General features: G+C 71.1%; 19 protein-coding genes, 1 tRNA gene and 1 pseudogene. 14 read left to right on the top strand and 7 right to left on the bottom strand.

Features of this window, described 5'->3' with window-relative positions; genetic code table 11:
- Window positions 1–330: ATP-binding cassette domain-containing protein (locus GTY47_RS10035; protein ID WP_040902622.1), on the bottom strand; the 330-nt coding region annotated here is incomplete at its 3' end.
- Between the two features lie 384 nt (window positions 331–714).
- Between GTY47_RS10035 and GTY47_RS10040 the strand changes: the two genes are divergently transcribed.
- The 4 genes from GTY47_RS10040 (at window position 715) to GTY47_RS10055 (ending at window position 4,972) form a co-directional block, all read left to right on the top strand.
- Window positions 715–2,208 (top strand): MFS transporter, encoded by a 1,494-nt coding sequence (locus GTY47_RS10040; RefSeq protein WP_010035160.1) that lies wholly within the window; start codon window positions 715–717, stop codon window positions 2,206–2,208.
- Between the two features lie 20 nt (window positions 2,209–2,228).
- On the top strand, window positions 2,229–2,717 hold the full coding sequence (locus tag GTY47_RS10045; RefSeq protein ID WP_010035162.1) for a GNAT family N-acetyltransferase: 489 nt from the start codon (window positions 2,229–2,231) through the stop codon (window positions 2,715–2,717).
- A gap of 198 nt (window positions 2,718–2,915) precedes the next feature.
- Window positions 2,916–3,362 carry a DUF485 domain-containing protein gene (locus GTY47_RS10050; RefSeq protein WP_010035163.1) on the top strand — a complete coding sequence of 149 codons (447 nt, stop codon included), beginning with the start codon at window positions 2,916–2,918 and terminating at the stop codon, window positions 3,360–3,362.
- A complete protein-coding gene (locus tag GTY47_RS10055) occupies window positions 3,359–4,972 on the top strand; it encodes a cation acetate symporter (protein WP_010035172.1) in 1,614 nt (537 codons plus the stop codon). The genes GTY47_RS10050 and GTY47_RS10055 overlap by 4 nt, the downstream gene beginning before the upstream one ends.
- Window positions 4,973–5,261: 289 nt before the next feature.
- Here GTY47_RS10055 and GTY47_RS10060 read toward each other — a convergent pair whose 3' ends face one another.
- From GTY47_RS10060 to GTY47_RS10075, 4 genes are all read right to left on the bottom strand, one after another.
- Window positions 5,262–6,149 (bottom strand): hypothetical protein, encoded by an 888-nt coding sequence (locus GTY47_RS10060; RefSeq protein ID WP_010035179.1) that lies wholly within the window; start codon window positions 6,147–6,149, stop codon window positions 5,262–5,264.
- A 143-nt stretch (window positions 6,150–6,292) separates the two neighbouring features.
- Window positions 6,293–6,754, bottom strand: a complete 462-nt coding sequence (locus GTY47_RS10065) for a carboxymuconolactone decarboxylase family protein (RefSeq protein ID WP_010035180.1) — start codon at window positions 6,752–6,754, stop codon at window positions 6,293–6,295.
- Window positions 6,755–6,904: 150 nt separating this feature from the next.
- Window positions 6,905–9,733 (bottom strand): SUKH-4 family immunity protein, encoded by a 2,829-nt coding sequence (locus GTY47_RS10070; protein ID WP_078602752.1) that lies wholly within the window; start codon window positions 9,731–9,733, stop codon window positions 6,905–6,907.
- Between the two features lie 8 nt (window positions 9,734–9,741).
- Window positions 9,742–10,776 (bottom strand): SMI1/KNR4 family protein, encoded by a 1,035-nt coding sequence (locus GTY47_RS10075; RefSeq protein WP_029180840.1) that lies wholly within the window; start codon window positions 10,774–10,776, stop codon window positions 9,742–9,744.
- A gap of 391 nt (window positions 10,777–11,167) precedes the next feature.
- On the opposite strand from GTY47_RS10075, the gene GTY47_RS10080 reads away from it, so the two are divergent.
- On the top strand, window positions 11,168–11,713 hold the full coding sequence (locus GTY47_RS10080) for a YwqJ-related putative deaminase (protein ID WP_010035187.1): 546 nt from the start codon (window positions 11,168–11,170) through the stop codon (window positions 11,711–11,713).
- A gap of 93 nt (window positions 11,714–11,806) precedes the next feature.
- Window positions 11,807–12,301, top strand: coding sequence for an SUKH-3 domain-containing protein (locus GTY47_RS10085; RefSeq protein ID WP_010035188.1), 495 nt, complete (start codon window positions 11,807–11,809; stop codon window positions 12,299–12,301).
- Window positions 12,302–12,356: 55 nt separating this feature from the next.
- On the opposite strand, the gene GTY47_RS10090 is transcribed toward GTY47_RS10085, so the two are convergent.
- Window positions 12,357–13,655, bottom strand: a complete 1,299-nt coding sequence (locus GTY47_RS10090) for a histidine kinase (protein WP_010035189.1) — start codon at window positions 13,653–13,655, stop codon at window positions 12,357–12,359.
- 167 nt (window positions 13,656–13,822) lie between these two features.
- Here GTY47_RS10090 and GTY47_RS10095 point away from each other — a divergent pair.
- The 8 genes and pseudogenes from GTY47_RS10095 (at window position 13,823) to GTY47_RS10130 (ending at window position 20,302) form a co-directional block, all read left to right on the top strand.
- Window positions 13,823–14,697 (top strand): annotated as a pseudogene (locus GTY47_RS10095) (hypothetical protein).
- A gap of 12 nt (window positions 14,698–14,709) precedes the next feature.
- Window positions 14,710–14,781, top strand: a tRNA-Gln gene (locus GTY47_RS10100).
- Between the two features lie 122 nt (window positions 14,782–14,903).
- Complete coding sequence (glmU, locus tag GTY47_RS10105) at window positions 14,904–16,349, top strand: bifunctional UDP-N-acetylglucosamine diphosphorylase/glucosamine-1-phosphate N-acetyltransferase GlmU (RefSeq protein ID WP_010035193.1); 1,446 nt, start codon at window positions 14,904–14,906, stop codon at window positions 16,347–16,349.
- A gap of 135 nt (window positions 16,350–16,484) precedes the next feature.
- Window positions 16,485–17,465, top strand: a complete 981-nt coding sequence (locus GTY47_RS10110; protein ID WP_010035195.1) for a ribose-phosphate diphosphokinase — start codon at window positions 16,485–16,487, stop codon at window positions 17,463–17,465.
- 195 nt (window positions 17,466–17,660) lie between these two features.
- Window positions 17,661–18,254, top strand: coding sequence for a 50S ribosomal protein L25/general stress protein Ctc (locus GTY47_RS10115; protein WP_010035199.1), 594 nt, complete (start codon window positions 17,661–17,663; stop codon window positions 18,252–18,254).
- Between the two features lie 69 nt (window positions 18,255–18,323).
- Window positions 18,324–18,926: an aminoacyl-tRNA hydrolase gene (gene pth, locus GTY47_RS10120; RefSeq protein ID WP_010035202.1), complete on the top strand. Its 603-nt coding sequence runs from the start codon at window positions 18,324–18,326 to the stop codon at window positions 18,924–18,926.
- A gap of 42 nt (window positions 18,927–18,968) precedes the next feature.
- Complete coding sequence (locus tag GTY47_RS10125; RefSeq protein ID WP_029180842.1) at window positions 18,969–19,472, top strand: hypothetical protein; 504 nt, start codon at window positions 18,969–18,971, stop codon at window positions 19,470–19,472.
- A gap of 137 nt (window positions 19,473–19,609) precedes the next feature.
- A complete protein-coding gene (locus GTY47_RS10130; protein WP_010035207.1) occupies window positions 19,610–20,302 on the top strand; it encodes an LPXTG cell wall anchor domain-containing protein in 693 nt (230 codons plus the stop codon).
- Window positions 20,303–20,368: 66 nt separating this feature from the next.
- On the opposite strand, the gene ppc is transcribed toward GTY47_RS10130, so the two are convergent.
- On the bottom strand, window positions 20,369–23,101 hold the full coding sequence (gene ppc / locus GTY47_RS10135) for a phosphoenolpyruvate carboxylase (RefSeq protein ID WP_010035211.1): 2,733 nt from the start codon (window positions 23,099–23,101) through the stop codon (window positions 20,369–20,371).
- Window positions 23,102–23,156: the final 55 nt, after the last annotated feature.

Consider the following 23,156-nt stretch of genomic DNA (forward strand, 5'->3'; position numbering starts at 1 on the left):
CGCCTGGAAGATGAACCCGATCCGGTCCCGGCGCAGTTGCGTGAGCTTCTTGTCCTTCAGGCCGGTGATCTCGGTCTCGTCGAGGTAGATCTGCCCGCCGGTGACGGTGTCGAGCCCGGCCAGGCAGTGCATGAGCGTGGACTTGCCGGACCCCGAGGGGCCCATGATCGCGGTGAACTGGCCGCGTGCGATGTCCACGTCGACGTGGTCGAGGGCGACGACGCGGGTCTCACCGGTCCCGTACGCCTTCACGACCTGCCGCGCCCGCGCGGCAACGGCCGTACGCCCTCCAGTACCCCCGTGCCTGGGAATGGTCACAGCCGATGTCACGGTATGTCTCCTATGTCGGTCAGCAGATGGTGACGTGCCTCAGTCTCGCGGCGGGGAGGGGTCCCGCGCCCTGGTGTTCAGCGCAGTCTTTTCCTGGGGAAAACCCCACCCCCGCTGGTGTGCAAAACCGCCCCCCGGCGGCGTAAAGCCAGGTTAAGGACCGGCACATGGGCGTCTCGTCCTCCGCCGGTACGAACCCTCCCCAGGTCGTAGTACGGAGGTACCCCTAGGGGCAGTCCACCGAAGGGTGGAGGGCACCTCAGGGTTGGTTCCACCCCTCGGCCCAGCCAGGCTCCACCCTCCCGCGACGTCAGGGTCAAGTGGGAAGCTGTCGGACGGCAGGTAGGTGCAAGGGGCAGGCAGACAGCAGGGGGAGGAACCCGGGTGGGCGGCACCAGTTCCGCGGCACGTGAGACCGCACGTCCCGCCACGACCGGCCGGAGAGGTGCCGTCGTAGCCGCCCTGATGCTCTCCATGGCGCTGGCGGCGCTCGACGCCACCATCGTCTCGACCGCCGTCCCGCAGATCGTCGGGGACCTCGGCGGTTTCTCCGTCTTCTCCTGGCTGTTCTCCGGCTACCTGCTGGCCGTGACCGTCACCCTGCCCGTCTACGGCAAGCTCTCCGACACCTTCGGCCGCAAACCGGTCCTCGTCGCGGGCTCGGTGGTGTTCCTCGTCGGCTCCCTGCTGTGCGCGCTGGCCTGGAACATGGGGGCGCTCATCGCCTTTCGCATCGTGCAGGGGCTGGGCGGCGGCGCGCTCCAGGGCACCGTGCAGACGCTCGCCGCCGACCTCTACCCGCTGAAGGACCGTCCCAAGATCCAGTCGAAGCTGTCCACGGTGTGGGCGGTCTCGGCGGTCGCAGGCCCGGGTCTCGGCGGTGTGCTCGCCGCCTACGCGGACTGGCGCTGGATCTTCCTGGTGAATCTGCCGATCGGCGCGGTCGCGCTGTGGCTGATCGTCCGTCACCTCCACGAGCCGGAGCGCGAAACGGGCACGCACGCGCGCGTGGACTGGGCCGGCGCCCTCGCGGTGTTCGCCTGCGGCGGCGTGCTGCTCACGGCCCTGGTGCAGGGCGGGGTGGCGTGGCCGTGGCTGTCGGCGCCCTCACTCGCCCTGTTCGGTACGGGACTTGCCCTGGTCGCTGTCGTGGTGGTGGTGGAGCGCCGGGCCGCGGAGCCGATCATCCCGGGCTGGGTGTGGCGGCGCCGTACGATCGCCGCGGTCAATCTGGCCCTGGGCGCGCTGGGCCTGCTGATGGTGGCGCCGACGGTGTTCCTGCCCACGTACGCCCAGTCGGTGCTGGGCCTCGCGCCCGTGGCCGCCGGATTCGTGCTCTCGGTATGGACGTTGAGCTGGCCCGTGTCGGCGGCGCTGAGCCAGCACGTGTACCGCAGGATCGGCTTCCGCAACACCGCGATGCTGGGCATCGGAGCGGCCGCGCTGATCCTGTTCGCGTTCCCGTTCCTGCCGTACCCGGGACAGGCCTGGCAGCCGACCCTGCTGATGCTGCTGCTCGGCGCCGCGCTGGGACTGTTCCAGTTGCCGCTGATCGTCGGTGTGCAGTCGACGGTGGGATGGGCGGAGCGCGGCACGACCACCGCGTCCGTGCTGTTCTGCCGCCAGACCGGCCAGACGATCGGCGCGGCGGTCTTCGGCGCGGTCGCCAACGGGGTGCTGGCCGCCCGGCTCGGCGGTGCGGGCGACCTCGACTCGGTGACCCGGGCCCTCGACTCGGGCATCGCGCCGGAGGCGACCCGGCGGGCGATCTCCGACGCGGTGCACGCGGTCTACCTGGGCGCGTCCTGCGCGGCGGCACTGGCGTTCCTGGTGCTGCTCTTCCTCGCGCCCCGGAAATTCCCGGTGCTCGGGGACTGACCGTACGTATCCTCCCGCCCATGCTGACCTTGGAACGGCTCCGGGCCGATCACGCGGACGCCCTGATGGTCTTCGAGCGGGAGAACCGGGCGTACTTCGCGCGCACGGTGCCGGACCGCGGGGACGCCTACTTCACCGCGGAGGGGTTCGCCGAAAACCTGCGGGCGCTCCTCGCCGAGCAGCACGCGGGCGTGTGCCGCTTCCATGTCGTCCTGGACGAGGCGGGGAACCTGGTCGGCCGGGTGAACCTGCTCGACCTGGCGGACGGCTGCGCCGAACTCGGCTACCGGATAGGCGAACGGGCCGCGGGCCGGGGCGTGGCGACGGCGGCCGTCGCGCAGGTGTGCCGTCTGGCCGCCTCCGACTACGGGCTGACGTCCCTCACCGCGCGGACCACCCTGGACAACCTGGCCTCCATGACCGTCCTGGCCCGCAACGGCTTCACCCGCGTCGAGGACACCACCGTGGGCGGCCGCCCCGGAGTCCGCTTCGAACGCCGCCACCTGTGACGACGCGCCGTCCACCGACCCGCCCGAAATCCGGGTTAATGCGGGTAACACCCGAGGTCAGCGTAGTAAGCGCGTACCGACCGATCAGTTTGGCGAAACCCTCGCGTACACCCGGTACCGCGAAGTAACGTGCGTGGCTCGCCCCCCAACTCCCTGCGGTCCGCCGCACCGGATCCAACCCGCGCAAGGAGCAACGGGATGTCCTACGACCCGCCGCCACCGTCCTACCCGTATCGACCGCCGGATTCCTCCCCCTCCTACGACGCCTACCCCTGGCTGCCGCAGCAGCCGCCCGAGCCGCCCGAACCGGCCGGGCGGCGCCCTCAGCGCCACACCGCGCTCGGGCACCACAGCGACCTGCGGCTGCTGCGCAGCGCCTACCGCTGGCAGCGGCGCGTGGCCACGCTCACGGCGCTCGGCTACTTCGTCCTGTTCCTGGTCCTGTCGGCGTTCGCACCGTCGTTCATGACGAGCACGGTCACCGACGGCCTGCCCACCGGTCTGCTGCTCGCGCTCGTCCAGGTCCCCGTGACCTGGCTGGCGATCGTCCTGTACGAGCAGACGGCCCGCCGCCGCGTCGACCCGATCGCGGACCGGATACGCAAGCAGGCCGAACTGGACGCCAGGCGGGAGGGAACACGGTGACCACAGAGTTCAGCGGCAACGCCCAGGCGATGTCGCTCGTGGGCTTCACATCGGTGGCCACGATCACGCTGCTGCTGTGCGTGATGACGGGCCCGGACCGGGACGACCTCGACGAGTTCTACACCGGCTACAGCTCCCTGTCCCCCATGCGCAACGGCCTGGCGATCGCCGGGGACTACATCTCCGCCGCGACCGTCCTCGGCACGGGCGGTGTGATCGCCCTGTTCGGCTACGACGGGACCGTCCTGGCCCTCAGTACGGCGCTGTCCCTGATGCTGCTGATGTTCCTGCTCGCCGAACCGCTGCGCAACGCGGGCCGGTTCACCATGGGTGACGCGTTGGCCCGCCGTATGCCGGGACGCGGTGTCCGTATCGCGGCCTGTGCGGTGACCCTGGCGGCGCTGCTGCCGCTGATGCTGGTGCAGTTGGCGGGGACCGGGCAGCTGATGGCGTTCATCCTCGGCTTCTCCGGGGAGTCGTTGCAGACGGGCTGCATCATCGGCGTGGGCGCGCTGATGATCAGTTACGCGGCGATCGGCGGGATGAAGGGCACCGCCCTCATCCAGATCCTGAAGATCGTGATGCTGCTCGGCTCGGGCACGGTGGTGGCGGTGCTGATCCTGCACCGGTTCGACTGGGATCCGGGGGCCCTGTTCAACGCGGCCGCCGCCAAGAGCGGTGTGGGCTCGGCGTTCCTGTCCTCGGGGCTCCAGTTCGCGAGCGGCCCCAGCCCCGACCTGGACATGATCACCGCGCAACTGACGGTCGTCCTCGGGGGCGGCGTACTGCCGCACGTCACCATGCGCATGTACACGGCCTCCAGTGCCCGGCAGGTGCGGAGGTCGATGTCCTGGGCGGTGTCGGGCGTGGCACTGTTCGTGCTCGTCATCACGGTCGTCGGGTTCGGCGCGACGGCGCTGGTCGGGCGGGCGCTGATCGCGCAGGTGGACCCGCAGGGCAACACGGCCTATCTGCTGGGCTCCCAGGCGGCGTTCGGCTCCGACGTGTCGACGGCGGAGACGTTCCTGTTCACGACCGTCACCACAGCGGTCTTCCTCACGCTGCTCGCCTCGGTCGCCGGGATGATCCTCGCCTGCGCCAACTCCCTCGCGCACGACGTGTTCGCGGCCCGGGTGCGGGAGATGTCACCGCGCCGCGAGATGGCGCTGGCCCGCCTCTCGGCGCTGGCGGTGGGCATCCCGGCGATCCTGCTGGCCACGCTCGTCCAGCATCGCAGCCTGCAACCCCTGGTGACGCTGTCCTTCTGCCTGGGCGCCTCGGCCATCGCGCCCGCACTGGTCTACAGCCTCTTCTGGCGCCGCTACACCCGGACGGGCCTGCTCAGCACCCTCATCGGCGGCTCGCTGGCGGTCCTGCTGCTGATGCCGGGCACCAACCTGGTCTCCGGCTCGCCCGTCTCCGCCTTCCCCGACGCCGACTTCAACTGGTTCCCGTTCACCACCACGGGCCTGCTCTCCATCCCCCTGGGCTTCGCCTGCGGCTGGCTGGGCACGCTGGCCTCGGGCCGCCGCAAGTCGGAGGAACAACGCCACGAGTACGAGGCGGTGGAGAGCTGGATCCTGGCAGGCGCGGTGCGCAGGAATCGCTGACGCCGCGGGCAGGCGGCCGGCAGCAGCGTCGGCACCGCGTGCGGCTCGGCCGGTGGCGTCGGCACCGCGCCCTGGTTGATCGACTACGACGCCCCATCGGCCTCAGAAGCAGCAGCCAGTCGCCGACAGGCGACCACACCGCACCCTGGTCAGCCGATGACCGGCGGCGCCGACACCCAGCCATCGGTCCGTGGCCCGCGGCGGCGCCGACGGGCGGACGACGCGCCGACGCGCGGCGCCCGACGGCACCCCCGCCGTCACCCGCCCCGCCCACACCGCAGGCCACGCCTCACTCCGTCCTCGCCCTCCCCGCCCACGCCGTCAGGCTGGCGTGTACGCGGTCGATGTGTGCCCGTACGTCGTCCGCGCGCTCGGCGTGTTCGCGCAGCACTCGTTGCGTCTCCCGTTCGACGGACTGCGCGTGGCCGCGGGCCTCGGCGAGCAGCTCCTCGGCGCGCGCGGCTGCTTCCTCCTGCTGCTGCCGCGCGGAGTCGTCGGCGTCGGCGAAGGCCTGCTCGGCCTCGGTCAGCGCGTCCTCGGCGCGTGCCACCGCTTCCGCGTGGTGGGCGTCCAGCACGACGGCCCGGGCGGCGTCCTCCTCGTCCAGCTCCGCCCACCGCTCGGCGTGTTCCTTCGCCTGCTCGGCCAGCATCCCGGAGGTGCGCTGCCGCATCTCCCGCAACGCGGCCAGCGCCTCGCCCCGCTGCTCCTTCGCCTCACACTCGGCCGCGGCCCGGATCTCGTCGGCCTCGGCGTGCGCCGCCAGCAGCCGCTGCCGGGCGCGTTCGTCGGCGTCGGCGCGTACGGCATCGGCGTACTCCTGCGCGGACTCGCGCACGCCGGTCGCGGACGCGCACGCCCCGTCCACCAGGTGCCGCGCCTCACCCCGCGCCTCCTCCCGCACGGCCGCCGCTTCCTCCCGGCCGAGTTCCAAGAGCCGCTGCGCCCGCTCCCCGAGCGACTCGTAGGTCTGCGGGACCAGGTTCGCGACGGCCTCCCGCAGCCGTTCCAGTTCCGCGTCCATCTGCCGGGCGAGCACCGTCAGCCGGGCGGCCCTCTCCCAGGCCGCGTCACGGGCCTCGGAGAGGGCCTCGGCGTACTCGTCGACCTGCTCGGGACGGTAACCGCGTCCCCGCACGGCCTGGAAGCCGTGCGGGGACGCCGATGCGCTGCTCATGCTGGGGCCCCTCTCCACCACGCCGACGCGCGATCGAGCACGAAACGGGAAGATTTCGCGCACATCTTGGTGGATCAGGCAGAAGTGTTCATAACGCGACACTCCGCACAGAGGTCACGGGCCCCGGCCCGGCCGTACGGCCGTCAGCCCCACGTGGTGCCCGCGGGCTCCTTGATGGTCGTGTTGATGCGGTTGAACATGTTCGTGACCGAGACGGTCAGGATCAGCGCGGAGATCTCCTTCTCGTCGAAGTGGTCGGCCACCTCGTCCCACAGCGCGTCCGGAACCGACTCCTCCGACAGATCCGGGAGCCGCGTCGTCGCCTCCGTCAGCTTCAGCGCGGCGCGCTCGGCGTCCGAGAAGAACGGCGCGTGCCGCCAGGCCGCCACGGCCCCGATGCGCTCCTCGCTCACCCCGGCCTTGCGGAGATTGGCGGTGTGCCCGTGCACACAGGCACCGCAGCCGTTGATCTGACTGGCCCGCAGCCCGACGATCTCCGCCACGTCCTGCCGAAGGCCTCCCTCCCCGATCGCCTGGAAGAGCGTGCCGATGCCCTTCATCGCGCCGGGAAGGACGTACGCCGGGTTGGTCATCCGTGCCTGCATGATCTCTGCCTCCTGCGTCGGCGGTGAATCGCTGTCACCGCACTGACGGAACGGCGAAGGAAGATGTGACAGCCCGGCACGAAAAAGCCGGGCCCGGCGGTCCTGCGACCGACCCGACCCGGCTCATCGGGACACATCAGCGGCGGCGCGTCACAGCAGCCCGTCCCACATCTGCTCCAGCAGCACCGACCACCAGCTCTCCGGCGACCCGAGCGCCGCCGGGTCGAGCGCGGCCAACTGCGCCTGGAAGTCGACGGTCCACCGGCCCGCCTGCTCCTGGTTCAGCCCGAACCGCAGCCGCCACATCCGCCCGAGCAGCGCCAGGCAGCGCGCGAACTCCGGCAGCCCGGTGTTCACGAACTGCGGCGGTACGGGCGCCCCGCCCGGCCCCGCCTCCACCGGCACGGCGACGATGTTGGCCGTGCCGTACTGCACGCAGATCGCCTTGCCGAAGTCGCTGCCCATCACCAGGTAGGAGCCCGCGTCCGGGGCCGGCTGCACACCGCGCTCGGCCGCCAGCTCCGCCAGCGTCGGCACGGGCCGGCCAGGCTGCGCCTGCGCCCAGAAGAAGGGGCCCATGTCCATCGGCAGGCCCGCCGCCACCAGCGTGTGCGCCACGACCGGCGGCACGCCCTGCCGGGACACGGCGGCCTGCTCGAACCGGAACACCCCCGGCCCGAACGCGGCACCCAGCTCCTGCGCGATGCCCTCCGGCGGAATCGGCGGCACCGCCTGCACCGGCGGCAACGGCGCCCGCACCGGAGCCGGCCGCGCCGGGCCGTCCGCCACCTGGTGCAACTCACCCTGGTGAGCCAGCAGTTGCTGCATGCCCTGCTGCCGGCTCGCGTGGTCCGTACCGTACGGCGCGATGCTCGTGATCCGCGCCTGCGGCCACTGCTCCCGGATCATCCGCGCGCAGTACGCACCCGGCAGCTCGCACGACTCCAGCTCGGTGTGGAGCTCCAGCACCTGGTCCGGCGGCACGTTCATGGCCCGCAGCTCGTGGAAGATCTGCCACTCCGGATGCGGCGTACCCGGCGCCGAACGCCGGATCAGCTGCTGCTCGGAACCGTCCTGCGCGCGGTAGCGCAGCACGGCCTGGTAGCCGGGGCCGACCGTCGGCTGCCCGGCGGGCTGCTGCGGATAGCCGTACGCCGGCGGCTGCCCGGGAGCGGGCTGACCGGGCGGCGGCATCGCGCCGGGCGGCATCCCACCCGGGGGCATGGCGCCGGGCGGCATCCCACCGGGCGGCATCGCACCCGGCATGGCGCCTGGCGGTGGCACCGGCGGCGCACCGGGCGCGCCAGGAGCGCCCGGGGCAGCGGGTGGTGCGCCGGGGGCCTGCGGCGGGGGAGGCACGCCGGGGCCACCCGCCGGCGGCCTGGCCAGCATGGTCTCCGCGTGGTGCACGGGACCGGGGCCGCCGGGAGCACCCGGGGCGCCAGGGGCACCCGGCGCACCAGGTGGCTGGGGGGTCCCAGGCGCACCAGGTGCACCAGGCGCGCCCGGAGGAGCCGGAGGCGGCGGCGCACCCGGACCCACCCGACCGGGATCGGCAAGCATCGTCGCGGCATGGTGGACACCGCCCGGCGGCGTACCACCAGGGGCACCGGGCGGGTTCGGAGCGCCCGGAGGCTGTGGCGCACCGGGCGGGTTCGGCGCGCCAGGCGGGTTCGGCGCGCCAGGAGGACCCGGCGGCTGCTGCGGAGGCAGCGGCGCACCCGCGCCCTCGCTGCCGGGCCCTCCCGGGCCTCCAGGGCCCCCGGGCCCCTCCGGCCCGAGCGCCGACACGAGCTGCGTAGGCACGTAACCACCCGCCGGAGTACCAGGCGCCCCGGGCCCCGACGGCGGAGGCGTACCGCCCGGCCGCGCACCCGGAGCCCCGGGGGCGCCCGGCGGAGGCGGCGTCGTCGGACCCGCACCCCGCCCACGGCCCGGCGGCGGAGTCGTCTTGCCGGTCGCGGCTTCGGCGATGTCCCCGGCGTTCGGCGCGAGCGGCCGCTCAGAATCGCCCGGCCCGGCCGGCGGCTGCGGCACACCCGCGGGACCCGCGGGCCCGGAAGCCGCCGCGCCCCCCGCAGAACCCGCAGACCCACCGTCGGCCCCCTGCGGATACCCGTACGGCTGCCCGCCCGGCACAGGCGGAGGCGTACTGCCGTGCGGCACACCACCGGACGGCGTACCCGGCACACCGGCAGCCGGAGCAGCACCCGCCCCCGCACCACCCTGCGCGCCCGGATCGTCGATCGCCGGTGAGACCGCCGTCGGAGGAAGCCGGCTGCCGCCCGACATCAGCGCCGTCTTGGCATCGGGCGTCACCGGCGGCGGCGTGTCACCGTCGGACTCGCCCAGCGGCGGCGCGAAGACCGTCGCGGGCAGCGGTACGGAACGGTCGTCACCGGCATCGCCGTTGGTGTCCGTACCGGCCCAGGGCGTGGCCCCGGCAGGCGCACCCGGCGCCTCCGCTCCCACCCCGGAGTCACTCCCCGACTCGCTCCCCACGGCAGCGGGCCAGGCGGCACCGGAAGCGGAATCACCAGCCCCAGCACCGGCAGGAGCAGAGGCCGACGCGGCACCCGCACCCGCCCCGCCGCGCCGATCCGGAATCCCAAGCTTGTCCGCCGCGTCCTGCAACCACTCCGGCGGAGTCAGCAGGAAGGACGTCTGGTTCAGATCCACCCGGGCCGCGGGAGCCGGCGCCGGCTCCTCCGCCGTGTCCGGACGGCCGTACTCCTCCTCGTACCGGCGGATCACCTCACCCACCGGCAGCCCGGGCCACAGCGTCGCCTCACCGCTGTCCCGCGCGATCACCAGCCGCTGCGCGCCGCCGTCCGACCGCGGCCCGTCCGACCGGTCCTCGGCCCACACCACGAAACCGAGGTCGAACTCCCGCACCCGCACCTCACGATGCTGGTACGACGGCACGTCCCCGTTGATCCACTCTTCCGCGCGCTCCTGCGCCTGCGCGAAGGTCACCATCGTCGAAGTCACTCCCCCACGGCCGAGGACGACACCGCACCCACCGGCACCACACGCGCGAACCCGCCGTCCACCATCAGGTTCGCCACCGTCTCCAACTCCGGCGGATCACCGGCCAGCCGCGACAGGAAGACGTCGAAGTCGTCCCCGCACGGCAGCAGCAACCGCTCCACCCGCTCCGCCGGCGGCAGCGAGGGATCCACGTCCCGGGCGTCGTCGTACGCGCAGAACCACACCGAACCGATCCGCTCGCCCTTCACCTTCACGGCCAGCAACCCGCCCTGGACGAAAGCGATCCCCAGGTAGTCCTTCGTCAGATGGTCACGCAGACACTTGTTGACGTACACCAGGTCGTTGACGGCCGCCTCGTCCCGCACCGTGAAGAACGGCTGGTCGATCAGCAGCCCCAACTCCGCGTCCAGCGCGGCACCCACCGGCGCACAACCCCCCGCCGCCTTCAGGAACGACCGGTACGGACCCGGCAACCGGTAACCGAGGTCCTCCTCAGCCCCCTGCACCTGCGACTCCGTCACCGCCACGCCCGACTTCGGCAGCCCGAAGTGCGCCGGACGCGTCTCCTGCAACGGCCGCGTGCCCCGCTTGGACTGGTCGACGCCCGACGTCGCCACGCCACCGTGGTGCCGCAGCAACGCCTTCACCTCGACCGGGACCAGCTCCAACCGCCGCGTACCCACCACGTGGTGCCACGTCCAGCCGTGCGGCGTCGCCACCGCAGGCACCGTGTCCCACAACTCGTGCCCGGACGCCGACAGCGCCATGTTCGCCGACACGTAGTCCGTCAGCCGCAACTCGTCGACGCCGAAACCCTCCGGCGGCTCCGCGATCTCCGCCGCCGCACGCGCGTAGGGCGAGAAGTCGGGGTAACCACGCTCGTCGACCCGTACCCCTCTCGGGTGACGCGCCGCCCGGACCGGATCCGGGAAATGCACGACCTGCCCGGCGTAGGCCGCGTTCGGCGGCGCGGCTTGTCCCCCGGCCTGGCGGCCGGGAGGTGCCCCCAGCCCGAGCCGACCTGTCGTCATGGCGGTTGCCCCCTGCGGCACTCTGTACGACCCGTATTGACCACCCTTGGCGCACTACGGCCCGTATCGACTGTCACGTCTGTCCGTCTCGACTGTCCGTCTCGACTTCTCTGCGCTTCCCTGCACCCGCCGACCCCGTGGATCACCCTCCGGTTCACTGCATCGATCTCCGAACGGATCACCGCATGGCCCGCGGTGCCGACAGCCTATGCGGTACGACGACACCGGTCACCGGCACCGGTCGGCGGCCCCTCCGCATCCGTGACCAGCCGTCACCCCACCGTGACGGCACGCCCCGGTACGGGCGTGTCACCGCGCCCCAGCTTCCGCACCAGCCACGCCATTTGGCAGTCTGTGACCCCCGGGGGGATGCACGGAGGGGAATACGATCATGAACGCGACACAGACGGGACCACACACCGGCAGGTCCGCCGACCCGCGAAACGGCGACCCGCGAGGCGGCGACCCCCGCATCGGCTGGAGCGCCACCGAAGCGGCCCCCGCCCCCGTCCTCCACCACCGCCGCGACGGCATCCTCCCCACCGTCGCCGCCGCCCTCTCCGTCCGCGGCGCCACCCTCACCGGCACCGCCGCCCGCGGCGACACACCCCCCGCCCTGCACCCCCTCGTCCAGGACTTCCTGGACACCCTCACCAGCGCCCAGCGCGACCGCTTCACCGGCCGCTGCGCCGAGACCATCCTCATCTCCCGGCACATCACCGCCGCCGACGCCGCCCGCAGCAAACGCGCCGCCCGCAAACCCATGACCAACGGCGAGGCCCGCAAAGCCCTCAAGCAGGCCAAACTCACCGCCCGCCGCATCCGCGAGGACGGCGACCCCCTCCACGGCAGCTTCGCCACCCCCTGCCGCGCCTGCACCGCGCTCAGCGCCCACTTCGGCGTCCGCATAGTCGACCCGGCCGCCACGACCGGCTGACACGCCACACACACCGAAAGCACCACGCCGCACCACCACCCCGCACCACGGCCCGCCCCACACGCCCCATGACCTCGACGAGACGAAGGGCAGATGCACACCGACCGCACGTCCACCACCCGCTTCGCCGTACAAGTCGACGCCGCCCTGCGCGCCGCCGGCTGGCAACCCGGACGCTGGGACATCAAGCAGGCCGAGATCTGGGCCGACGCCCTGCGCGACCACGTCTCACCCGCCGGCCACCGCCACACCGTCTTCCCCGCGGCCGTCGAGGCCTGGGCCGAGTTCGGCGGACTCCACATCACCCCCACCGGCCCCGGCCGCCAGGTCGCCCCCGCCAACCTCCACCTCGACCCGCTGCACGGGCTCCACATGGCCCGCACCCTCGGCGACCTCGGCCGCGCCCTCGGCACCGAGGTCTGCCCCCTCGGCGCCGAAACCGACAACCAGGCCCTCCTCGCCATCGACACCGAAGGCCGCGTCTACACCCTCGACCACACCGGCGACTGGTACCTCGGACCCCACATCGACCAGGCCCTGTCCACCCTCATCGCCGGCACGGAACCCACCCGCCTGACAACCGGCTGACGACGACAAAGGCAACCGGCCCTACGGCAAACGGCACATGGGCACCACCGTGGGGCTACGACGCCGGAATCACCGCCGACACCCGAAAACCCCCCGCGTCCGTCGGCCCGGACACGAACACCCCACCCAGCGCGGCAACCCGCTCCTTCATCCCCACCAGCCCGTTCCCCCCGGACGGCAACCGCGCCGACGACGCCGCCGCCTCCGGCGGCTCGTTCTCCACCTGCATCGCGATCTCCGACACCCGATGCGCCAACCGCACATACGTCTTCGCCCCGGCCGCGTGCTTGTGGACGTTCGTCAACGCCTCCTGCACCACCCGGTACGCCGTCTGCTCCACCTCCGGCGCATACGACCGGGCATCCCCCTCCACCGTCAGATCGACCACCATCCCCGCCGCGGCCGACTGCCCGACCAGCTCCTCGATCTCCGCCAGACACGGCCCCTCGTCATCAGCGGCCCGCGAAGCCGCCGCCGCGGCAGCCACCCCCACCGCCGCCAGCGGCACCGAAGCGGCACGCTCACGCCGCTCGCCCCCGCCACTGCGCAGCACCCCGAGCATCTCCCGCAGCTCGGTCAGCGCCTGCCGCCCCATGTCCCCCACCAGCGCGGCATTCTTGACGGCCTTCTCAGGATCCTTCCGCGCCACAGCCTGAAGCGCGGCGGCATGCACGACCATCAGACTCACCCGGTGCGCGACGACGTCGTGCATCTCCCGGGCGATCCGGGTCCGCTCCTCGTTCCGGGCCCACTCGGCCCGCTCCTCCGCCCGCTCCGCGAGCAGCTGGAGCTCCCGCTCCAGACTGTCCGCCCGCTCCCGCAGGCTCTCCATCAGACGCCGCCGGGCCCCCACGTACAGGCCCAGCAGCACCGGGGGCGCCGTGAAGCCCAGCGACATCGTGATCGCCGCGAAGGGCACGAACCAGTCGCCCAGGTCCAGGTCCCCCCGGACCATGTCCTGCCGCGTCTTCACGAACGTCACGATGAGCGTCCCCACCAGCGACATCCCCGCCAGCGAGGCGATGATCCGCCGGGGCAGCTCGGCCGCGGCCAGCGTGTACAGGCCGACCACGCCCATCAGGAAACCCATCTCGGCCGGCGTGATGGCGATCGAGACCAGCACGACGGCGATCGGCCAGCGCCGCCGCACCAGCAGCACGGAACCGGCCACCAGCCCGAACACGACCCCCGCCGACGCCGGAATCCCGGCGTCCCTGGCGAAGGGGATCCCCTCCAGCCCGCACTCCAGCGCGGACACCACGGCCAGACTCACATCGAAGACGGCACTACGCCGTCTGGCCCACCACCACGGCCCTCCCCGGGCCGTCACATGGTCTTCCCCCGTCGCGGTCATGCCTCCAGCCTACGGGCGCCCCCAGCCGGTTTTCCGGCGAGTTTCCCGGACTCGCCCACACCACACTCCGTGACCGTTCGGCTGCGATACGGCCCGATATCCCTCGAACTGCTGAATCGCTCACCGTTCGATCCCGGAGCCCTCCATTCCGCCCGGACGGTATGCCTATGACACATGCCACCGGCAAATACGCCCACTTCGAGGGACTGCGGGTACGGGCACTGCCTGGGCGCGCGCCGGCTCGACAGACGGTGTGATCTGCGACCGACTGCACGTCGACAACAACGACATCCTCAACCGCCTGCTGGAGGGCGAGCCACCACCGGAGTGGACGAAGCGCCCGAACGCGAAGGACGACCTCCGGGAAAGGGCCAGGGAGCTACGGCTCCAGGGTTGGACCTACGACCAGATCCAAGTGGAGCTGGGGTGCTCCAAGAGTTCGATCTCGCTGTGGGGGCGGGATCTGCCGAGGCCGGAGCGGCGGCAACGGACCCGGGAGGAAGCCTCGGCGATCGCGAAGCGGGGTTGGGAAGCCAAGCTGCGGCTACGCGAGGAGGAACGCCAGCGAACCAGAGCAGTGGCAACACGCGAGATCGAGCACTTGAGCGATCGTGAACTGTTCCTGGTCGGCGTGGGCCTCTATTGGGCCGAGGGCGCGAAAAGCAAGCCGTACCGTCGGCAAGAACGCGTGATCTTCGTGAACAGCGACCCTGGCATGATCACGGTCTTCCGGGCCTGGCTCGACCTACTCGGCGTAGAACGGGAACGTCTGAAGTTCGCCGTGCATGTCCACGAGAGTGCCGACGTAGCGGGCGCCGAGCAGTTCTGGGCCGACCACGTGGGTATCGATCGAGCTGCGCTCCTGAAGACTACGCTCAAGAAGCACAGCCCCAGCACGAACCGGAAGAACACCAATGAGGGGTACTACGGCTGTCTCCGTGTCGATGTACGCCGCGGAGCAGACCTATACCGTCGCATCGAAGGCTGGTGGTGGGGCATAGTAGGGGAGGCTCAGTCGCGCACTCCGCGAACGGCTGTCTGACTGGGCTTGCCATCCGCCGTGGTGTAAGTGGCAGCACTGGGTCTTTTGGTGTCCTCAGTCCGGGTTCGAGTCCTGGCGGCGGAGCAAAGCTCGGTTCGGGTCCTGACTGGCAAGCCGTTAGTCAGGACCCGCACCCATCTCCCCCACAAAACCCCCCGGTATCCTGCGGATGTCACCCCACCCCATCCACAGCCGAAGGGCATCCCGTGAGCGCCAACCGCCCGGCAGCCGTCGTCGTTCTCGCAGCGGGTGAGGGCACCCGTATGAAGTCGGCCACACCCAAGGTCCTGCACGAGCTCTGCGGCCGCAGTCTCGTGGGACACGTGCTCGCCGCCGCGGGCGAGCTGCACCCCGAGAACCTGGTCGTCGTGGTCGGCCACGCCCGTGAGAAGGTCACCGCCCACCTCGGCGAGATCGCCCCGGACGTCCGCACCGCCGTGCAGGCCGAGCAGAACGGCACGGGGCATGCCGTACGGATGGGACTGGAGGCGCTCGGCGGGGCGGTCGACGGGACGGTCGTCGTCGTGTGCGGGGACACTCCCCTGCTGACCGGCGAGACGCTCCGGGCCCTCTCCGCCACCCATTCGGAAGACGGCAACGCGGTCACCGTGCTGACCGCCGAGGTGCCGGACGCGACCGGCTACGGCCGGATCGTGCGGGACGACTCGGGCGCCGTGACGGCGATCGTGGAGCACAAGGACGCCACCGACGCCCAGCGGTCGATCCGTGAGATCAACTCGGGGGTGTTCGCGTTCGACGGGCAGCTGCTCGCCGACGCGCTGAAGAAGGTGCGCACGGACAACAGCCAGGGCGAGGAGTACCTGACCGACGTCCTGGGGATCCTGCGCGAGGCCGGGCACCGGGTCGGGGCGTCCGTCGCGGGCGACCACCGCGAGATCGCCGGCATCAACAACCGTGTGCAGCTCTCCGAGGCCCGTCGCATTCTCAACGACCGGCTGCTCACCGAGGCCATGCTGTCCGGTGTGACGGTCATCGACCCGGCGACCACGTGGATCGACGTCGCCGTCACGTTCGAGCAGGACGCCGTCGTGCACCCGGGCACGCAGCTGCACGGGTCGACGCACATCGGTGAGGGCGCGGAGGTCGGGCCCAACTGCCGGCTGACCGACACCCGTGTCGGTGCGGGTGCGCGGGTCGACAACGCCGTGGCCGTGGGTGCGGAGGTGGGGCCCGGGGCGAGCGTCGGGCCGTACGCGTATCTGCGTCCGGGGACGCGGCTCGGCGCCAAGGGCAAGATCGGGACGTACGTCGAGACGAAGAACGCGTCGATCGGTGAGGGGACGAAGGTGCCTCACCTCTCCTATGTCGGGGACGCGACGATCGGTGAGCAGACGAACATCGGTGCCGCGAGCGTGTTCGTGAACTACGACGGCCAGGAGAAGCACCACACGACGATCGGTTCGCATTGCCGTACCGGCTCGGACAACATGTTTGTGGCGCCTGTCACGGTCGGGGACGGCGCGTACACCGCCGCCGGGTCCGTGATCACCAAGGATGTGCCGCCCGGTTCGCTGGCCGTGGCCCGTGGTCAGCAGCGGAATATCGAGGGTTGGGTGGCTCGAAAGCGTCCGGGGAGCGCGGCCGCGAAGGCGGCCGAGGCGGCTTCCCGGGGGTCGGCCGAGGAGGGGTGACCGGAAACCGGTGCCTCAAACACGGCGTACGGTGATAAGTGCACACCCGCACCCCCACCAGCTGAGACGGCCTCTCGCAAGCCGGCTGAGAGGTCTCTCGACACCCAGCTGCGACACCTCTGAGGAGACAGTGCTGTGACCGGGATCAAGACGACCGGCGAGAAGAAGTTGATGTTCTTCTCCGGCCGCGCCCACCCCGAGCTTGCCGAGGAGGTCGCCCAGCAGTTGGGTGTCGGGGTTGTCCCGACGAAGGCCTTCGACTTCGCGAACGGCGAGATCTATGTGCGTTATCAGGAGTCGGCACGTGGTGCCGACTGCTTCCTGATCCAGAGCCACACGGCTCCGATCAACAAGTGGATCATGGAGCAGTTGATCATGATCGACGCGCTGAAGCGTGCGTCGGCCCGCTCCATCACCGTCATCGTGCCGTTCTACGGTTACGCGCGGCAGGACAAGAAGCACCGGGGACGTGAACCGATTTCGGCGCGTCTGATCGCGGACATGATGAAGACCGCGGGCGCCGACCGGATCCTGACGGTGGATCTGCACACGGACCAGATCCAGGGCTTCTTCGACGGTCCGGTGGACCATCTGTTCGCGCTGCCGCTGCTGGCGGACTACGTGGGCCGGAAGGTGGACCGGGAGAAGCTGACGGTCGTGTCTCCGGACGCGGGCCGGGTGCGGGTCGCGGACCGCTGGTGCGACCGGCTGGGTGCGCCGCTGGCGATCGTGCACAAGCGTCGGGACAAGGACGTCGCGAACCAGGTCACCGTCCACGAGGTCGTGGGTGAGGTGAAGGGGCGCGTGTGTGTCCTGGTGGACGACATGATCGACACGGGCGGGACGATCTGTGCCGCGGCGGACGCGCTGTTCGCGCACGGTGCGGAGGACGTCATCGTGACGGCGACGCACGGTGTGCTGTCGGGTCCGGCGGCGGATCGGCTGAAGAACTCGCGGGTGAGTGAGTTCGTGTTCACGAACACGCTGCCGACGCCGGGCGAGCTGAGCGGTGACCTGGACAAGATCTCGGTGCTGTCGATCGCGCCGACGATCGCGAGTGCGGTGCGTGAGGTGTTCGAGGACGGTTCGGTGACGAGCCTGTTCGACGAGCAGTAGGAGCCGCTGGTCGGGGTTCTGTAGATCGTTTTGGGTGCGGCCTCCCTTGCCGAGTAGACTGCTGAAGTTGCTCGGCGAGGGAGGCCGTACCGCTTCTTCAGGAAGCCTGTACGGCGGTCCGTTATCGACGCGCTCTTCGTAGCAGGCCGTTCGTGGCCGGGTGACCACGTCCGTTTCTGACTTCGAGGAGTGAGTATGTCCGAGGTGAAGATCTCCGCCGCGACGCGCACCGAGTTCGGCAAGGGTGCCGCGCGCCGTATCCGTCGTGAAGACAAGGTTCCGGGTGTCCTGTACGGGCACGGTTCGGACCCGCTGCACCTGACCCTGCCGGGTCACGACCTGCTGATGGCGCTGCGTACGCCGAACGTGCTGATCGCGCTGGACATCGACGGCAAGCAGAACGAGCTGGCGATTCCGAAGGCCGTGCAGCGTGACCCGCTGAAGGGCTTCCTGGAGCACGTGGACCTGCAGCTGGTGAAGCGCGGTGAGCAGGTCAACGTCGAGATCTACGTGCACACCGAGGGTGAGCTGGCCCCGGGTGGCAACCTGCTGGAGCACGTGCTGAACGCGCTGCCGGTGGTGGCCGAGGCGACTCACATCCCGGAGTCGGTGACGGTCTCCGTCGAGGGTCTGACGGCGGGTGACTCCATCCTGGCGAAGGACATCCCGCTGCCGAAGGGCACGACGCTGGACGTCGAGGGGGACACGGTGGTTCTCCAGGTCCTGGCCGCGCAGGCCGAGGAGGCCCCGGAGGGCGAGGAAGCGGGCGAAGAGGCCGCCGAGGCCTGATCCTCTTCGTCGTCGTTTCGTCGGCCGCTGTTCCCGTGCGGAGCAGCGGCCGACGCGTATGAAGGAGACATGGACGTGACGACCGATGCCGCTGCTCCCTGGCTGATCGTGGGGCTGGGTAATCCGGGGCCGGAGTACGCGGGGAACCGGCACAACGTGGGTTTCATGGTGGCCGATCTGCTGGCGGGCCGGGTCGGGGGGAGGTTCAAGCGGGCCGGGAAGGCGCAGGCGCAGGTCGTCGAGGGGCGGATCGGGCCGCCGGGGCCGATGAGCCGGCGGGTGATCGTGGCGAAGCCGATGTCGTACATGAATCTGTCGGGTGGGCCGGTGAACGCGCTGCGGGATTTCTACAAGGTGCCGGTCGCCCATGTGGTGGCGATTCATGATGAGTTGGACATCGATTATGGGACGTTGCGGCTGAAGCTGGGCGGCGGGGACAACGGGCACAACGGGTTGAAGTCGATGACGAAGGCGTTCGGGGCGGATTATCACCGGGTGCGGTTCGGGATCGGTCGGCCGCCGGGGCGGATGCCGGTGGCGGATTTCGTGTTGCGGGATTTCTCGTCGGCGGAGCGCAAGGAGTTGGACTACTTCGTTGACCGGGCGGCGGACGCGGTGGAGTGTCTGGTGATCGAGGGGCTGGAGCGGGCGCAAAGCACGTACAACTCCTGACTTGTCACCCACGCGAGTTGACCGGCCGTGCGGGTATGGCCAATGATCCCGGCCATGCCTGCCTCTGCCGCCGCCACTCGCCAGGGCGCTCATGCCGTGCTGCGGTTCGGCCGGTTCGCGGCGATGGGCACGGTGGCGGTGCTGATCCTGATCGCGGGTGTGTGGGCGTCGTGGGGTACGGCGCAGCACGTGATGCTGACGAAGGGCCGGGAGCGCGGCACGGTGGAGGTGACGCGGTGCGGGCCGGATACGTGCACGGGCCCGTACTCGCCGCTGTCGGTGGGTTCGCAGCCGCGGTCGAGGGTGGTGCTGGAGAAGTCGGTCGCGGTGGAGAGGGGCCGGACGTACACGGTGGTCCTGAAGCCGGGCAGCGATGACGCGGTGCGCTCGGGCCCGGCCGGGGTGCTGTACGCGTGGATTCCGCTGGGTGGTGCGCTGTTGCTGGCGTCGGTGGTGGTGGCGGGGGGTCTGCTGCGGACGCGGGCGGCGTGGGTGCTGGCGTTGTCGGGGGTGGCGTTGCTGACGGCGGCTTTCGTGACCGTCTGAGGGGTTGCGGCGTTCTCTTCTTCTGTGGGGGGCCGAGCGTTGTGTGTTCGTGATTGACGTGCTGACCAGCGAGGCTGGATGCTGAGCCGCCCCCTCCACATCTTCCCGGTCACTTCTCGAAGATGGACGACTTCTCGATGCGAACTCTCTCGCGCGCCGGCGCTGTCGCCGCCGCCGCTTCCGCGGTCCTCCTGCTCGCTCCGGCCGCCCACGCGTCGCCTCCCGGTGACAACGGCACGGTCAAGATCCACGACGCCTCGACGGACGAGGAGCTGCGCCGCAACGAGCCGCACGTGTGCACCTTCTACCTGGACGCTTTCGGTTTTGACGGCGGTCAGGAGGTGGACTGGCACATCGACGCGATCCCGCCGAGCGAGAACAGGGGGGAGACGGTGAAGTCCGGCTCGCTCACGTTGGACGCCGAGGGCCACGGCCGTACGGAGGACCTGTCGCTGCCCGACGGGCACTACAAGCTGTTCTGGAACTTCGACGGTGAGAAGGGTGCCGCCAAGCACAAGGTGTTCTGGACGGACTGCGAGGAGGGGCAGGAGCCCGGTGGTTCGACGCCGTCCGGGGCGGCTTCGCCGTCGCCGTCCGCCGGGGTGTCCCAGGCGCCGTCGGGTGAGCCGGGGACGTCGGCGTCGCCGGGCTCGCCGGCCGGCGGTGGTGCGTCGGCGTCCTCGTCGCCGTCGCCGCAGGGCGGTGCCGACGGTGATCTCGCCGAGACGGGTAACGGGGCGCCGGTGGGCGTGCTGTCCGGCGTGGCGGCGGTGCTGGTCGCGGGTGGTGGGTTCCTGGTGTTCCGTCGCCGGAGGGCCGGCCGCGGCTGACGTGGAACGTGATCGTGCCCCCGGGCCTGTACGGGCTCGGGGGCACGGTCGTGTCGGGGGTGTGGGTCAGCCGGTGTTGCGCAGGCCCGCTGCCACGCCGTTGACGGTGAGGAGCAGGGCGCGGGAGAGCAGCGGGTCGGGCTGCTCGCCGGCGGCGGCCGCGTCGCGCTGCCGCTTGAGCAGGGCGACCTGGAGGTAGGAGATGGGGTCGAGGTAGGCGTCGCGGATGGCGAAGGTCTGCTTCAGGACGGGTTCGGCGTCGAGGAGCTCCTGTTCGCCGGTGACGCGCAGGACCTCGGCGACGGTCAGTTCGTGTTCGGCCTTGATGGTGTCGAAGACGTGCTTGATCTCGTCGGGGACGAGGGTGTCGACGTAGTGCTGGGCGATCCGCAGGTCGGTCTTGGCGAGGGTCATCTCGACGTTGGAGATGAAGTTGCGGAAGAAGTGCCACTGCTGGTGCATCTCGTCGAGGACGGTGTCGAGGCCGGCCTCGCGCAGGGCCTTGAGGCCGGAGCCGACGCCGAACCAGCCGGGGACGATCTGGCGGGACTGGGTCCAGCCGAACACCCAGGGGATGGCGCGCAGGCCGTCGAGTGAGACGCCGGAGCCGGGGCGGCGGGAGGGCCGGGAGCCCAGGTGCAGGTCGGCGAGCTGGTCCACCGGCGTCGACGCGAGGAAGTACGTCGGCAGGTCGGGGTCCTCGACGAGGCGGCGGTAGGCGGCGTGCGCGGCGTCGGAGACGACGTCCATGGCGGCGTCCCAGCGGGCGAGGGCCTCGGTGGACTGGCGGGGCGCGGTGTGCAGGGCGGAGGCCTGGAGGGTGGCGGCGACGGTCAGTTCGAGGTTCTCGCGGGCCAGGGACGGGATGAGGTACTTGTCGGAGATGACCTCGCCCTGTTCGGTGACCTTGATCTCGCCTTCGAGGGTGCCCCAGGGCTGGGCGAGGATGGCGTCGTGGGTGGGGCCGCCGCCGCGGCCGACGGTGCCGCCGCGGCCGTGGAAGAGGCGCAGGCGGACGCCGTAGCGGTGGGCGACGTCGCGCAGGCGGCGCTGGGCGCGGTGGATCTCCCACTGGCTGGTGGTGATGCCGCCGAACTTGGAGGAGTCGGAGTAGCCGAGCATGACCTCCTGGACGTCTCCGCGCAGGGCGACGAGCCGCCGGTAGGACGGGTCGGAGAGCATGTCCTCGAGGATGGTGTCGGCGGCCTTGAGCTCGTCGGTGGTCTCCAGCAGGGGCACGATGCCGATCTTGGCCCAGCCGGCGTGCAGGTCGATCAGTCCGGCCTCGCGGGCGAGGACGGCGGCGGCGAAGACGTCGTCGGCGCCCTGGCACATGGAGATGATGTACGACTCGATGACCTCGGGTCCGAAGACTTCCAGGGCCTTCTTGACGGTCTGGAAGACGCCGAGGGTCTTCTCGCCGGGCGCGTCCACGGGTGCGGGGGTGGGCGCGAGGGGGCGGCGGGAGCGCAGTTCCTTGGCGAGGAGCTTGGCGCGGTAGTCGCGGGGCATGTCCGCGTACCGCCAGGATTCCTCACCGAGCCGGTCGAACAGCTGGCCGAGGGCGTGGTGGTGGGCGTCGGCGTGTTCGCGGACGTCCATGGTGGCGAGCTGGAGGCCGAAGGCGGCCAGGGTGCGGATGGTGCGGGCGAGGCGGCCGTCGGCGAAGAGGCCGCCGCGGTGCTCGCGCAGGGAGGTCTGGATGATCCGCAGGTCGCTGATCAGCTCGCCGGTGCCGAGGTAGTCGCGGCCCGGCACGTGCGCGGTGCCCTTGGCGAGGCGCTGCTTGGTGTTCTCCAGCTTCTGCCGGATGCAGGTGGCCTTGAGCCGGTAGGGCTCCTCGGCGTTGAGGCGCTTGTAGCGGGGGCTGATCTCGGGGAGGTTCTCCAGGTCGTCCTGGAGGGAGGTCAGCAGTTCCTCGGTGGCGCCGGCGTAGCGGATGGAGTTGGACAGGAAGCCGCGGAGTTCGTCGATCGTCTCCAGGGCGTCGTTGATGCCGTGCTCGTGCTGGAGGATGAGGACGTCCCAGGTCACCTGGGGCGTGACGTTGGGGTTGCCGTCGCGGTCGCCGCCGATCCAGGTGCCGAAGGTGAGGGGGCGGGTGTCGTCGGGGAGCTTGACGCCGGCGCGCTCCAGCTCGGCGGTGAGGTCCTCCAGGACGTCGCCGACGGCGCCGGCGTGCAGTTCGTCCAGGTAGTAGATGGCGTTGCGGGCCTCGTCGGCGGGCTCGGGGCGGACGACGCGCAGTTCGTCGGTCTGCCAGACGAGGTCGATGTTCTCGGCCAGGCGGGTGTCGAGGCGGCGCCGGTCGGACTCGATGACCGGGGTCTCCAGGAGCGCGGCGACACGCCGGAGCTTGTTCAGGACCGACCGGCGCGCGGCCTCGGTCGGGTGGGCGGTGAACACGGGGCGGACGTTGAGGTTGCGGACCGTCTCGCGCAGGTGCTCGGGGTCGGCGTCCTTGAGCCGGTCGGCCGTGCGGGCGAGCAGTCCGCCCTCGGCGGCGCGGCGGGCGCGCAGCTCGCGGCCGCGGTGGACCTGCTCCGTGACGTTGGCCAGGTGGAAGTAGGTGGAGAAGGCGCGGACCAGCTTGGCCGCGGTCTGGAGTTCGGTACCGCGCAGCAGCTCGGCGGCGGCCTCGCCGTCCTCACGGGTGAGGCGGCGGACCTTCTCGACGAGCTCCAGGAGCTCGGGACCCTCCTGCCGGACGAGGGTCTCTCCGAGGAGGTCACCCAGTCGGCGGATGTCGGCACGCAGCTCGCTGCTCGTCGTCGTGGTCTGGTCGTCGGCACTGCTCACAGGTGCGGCTCCTTGCAGTGTTGAAGCTCGTCTGGGAGGGGAACCCGGACGGCGT

Origin of the sequence: Streptomyces sp. SID5464 (assembly GCF_009862985.1) — a bacterium.
GTDB lineage: Bacteria > Actinomycetota > Actinomycetes > Streptomycetales > Streptomycetaceae > Streptomyces > Streptomyces chartreusis_D.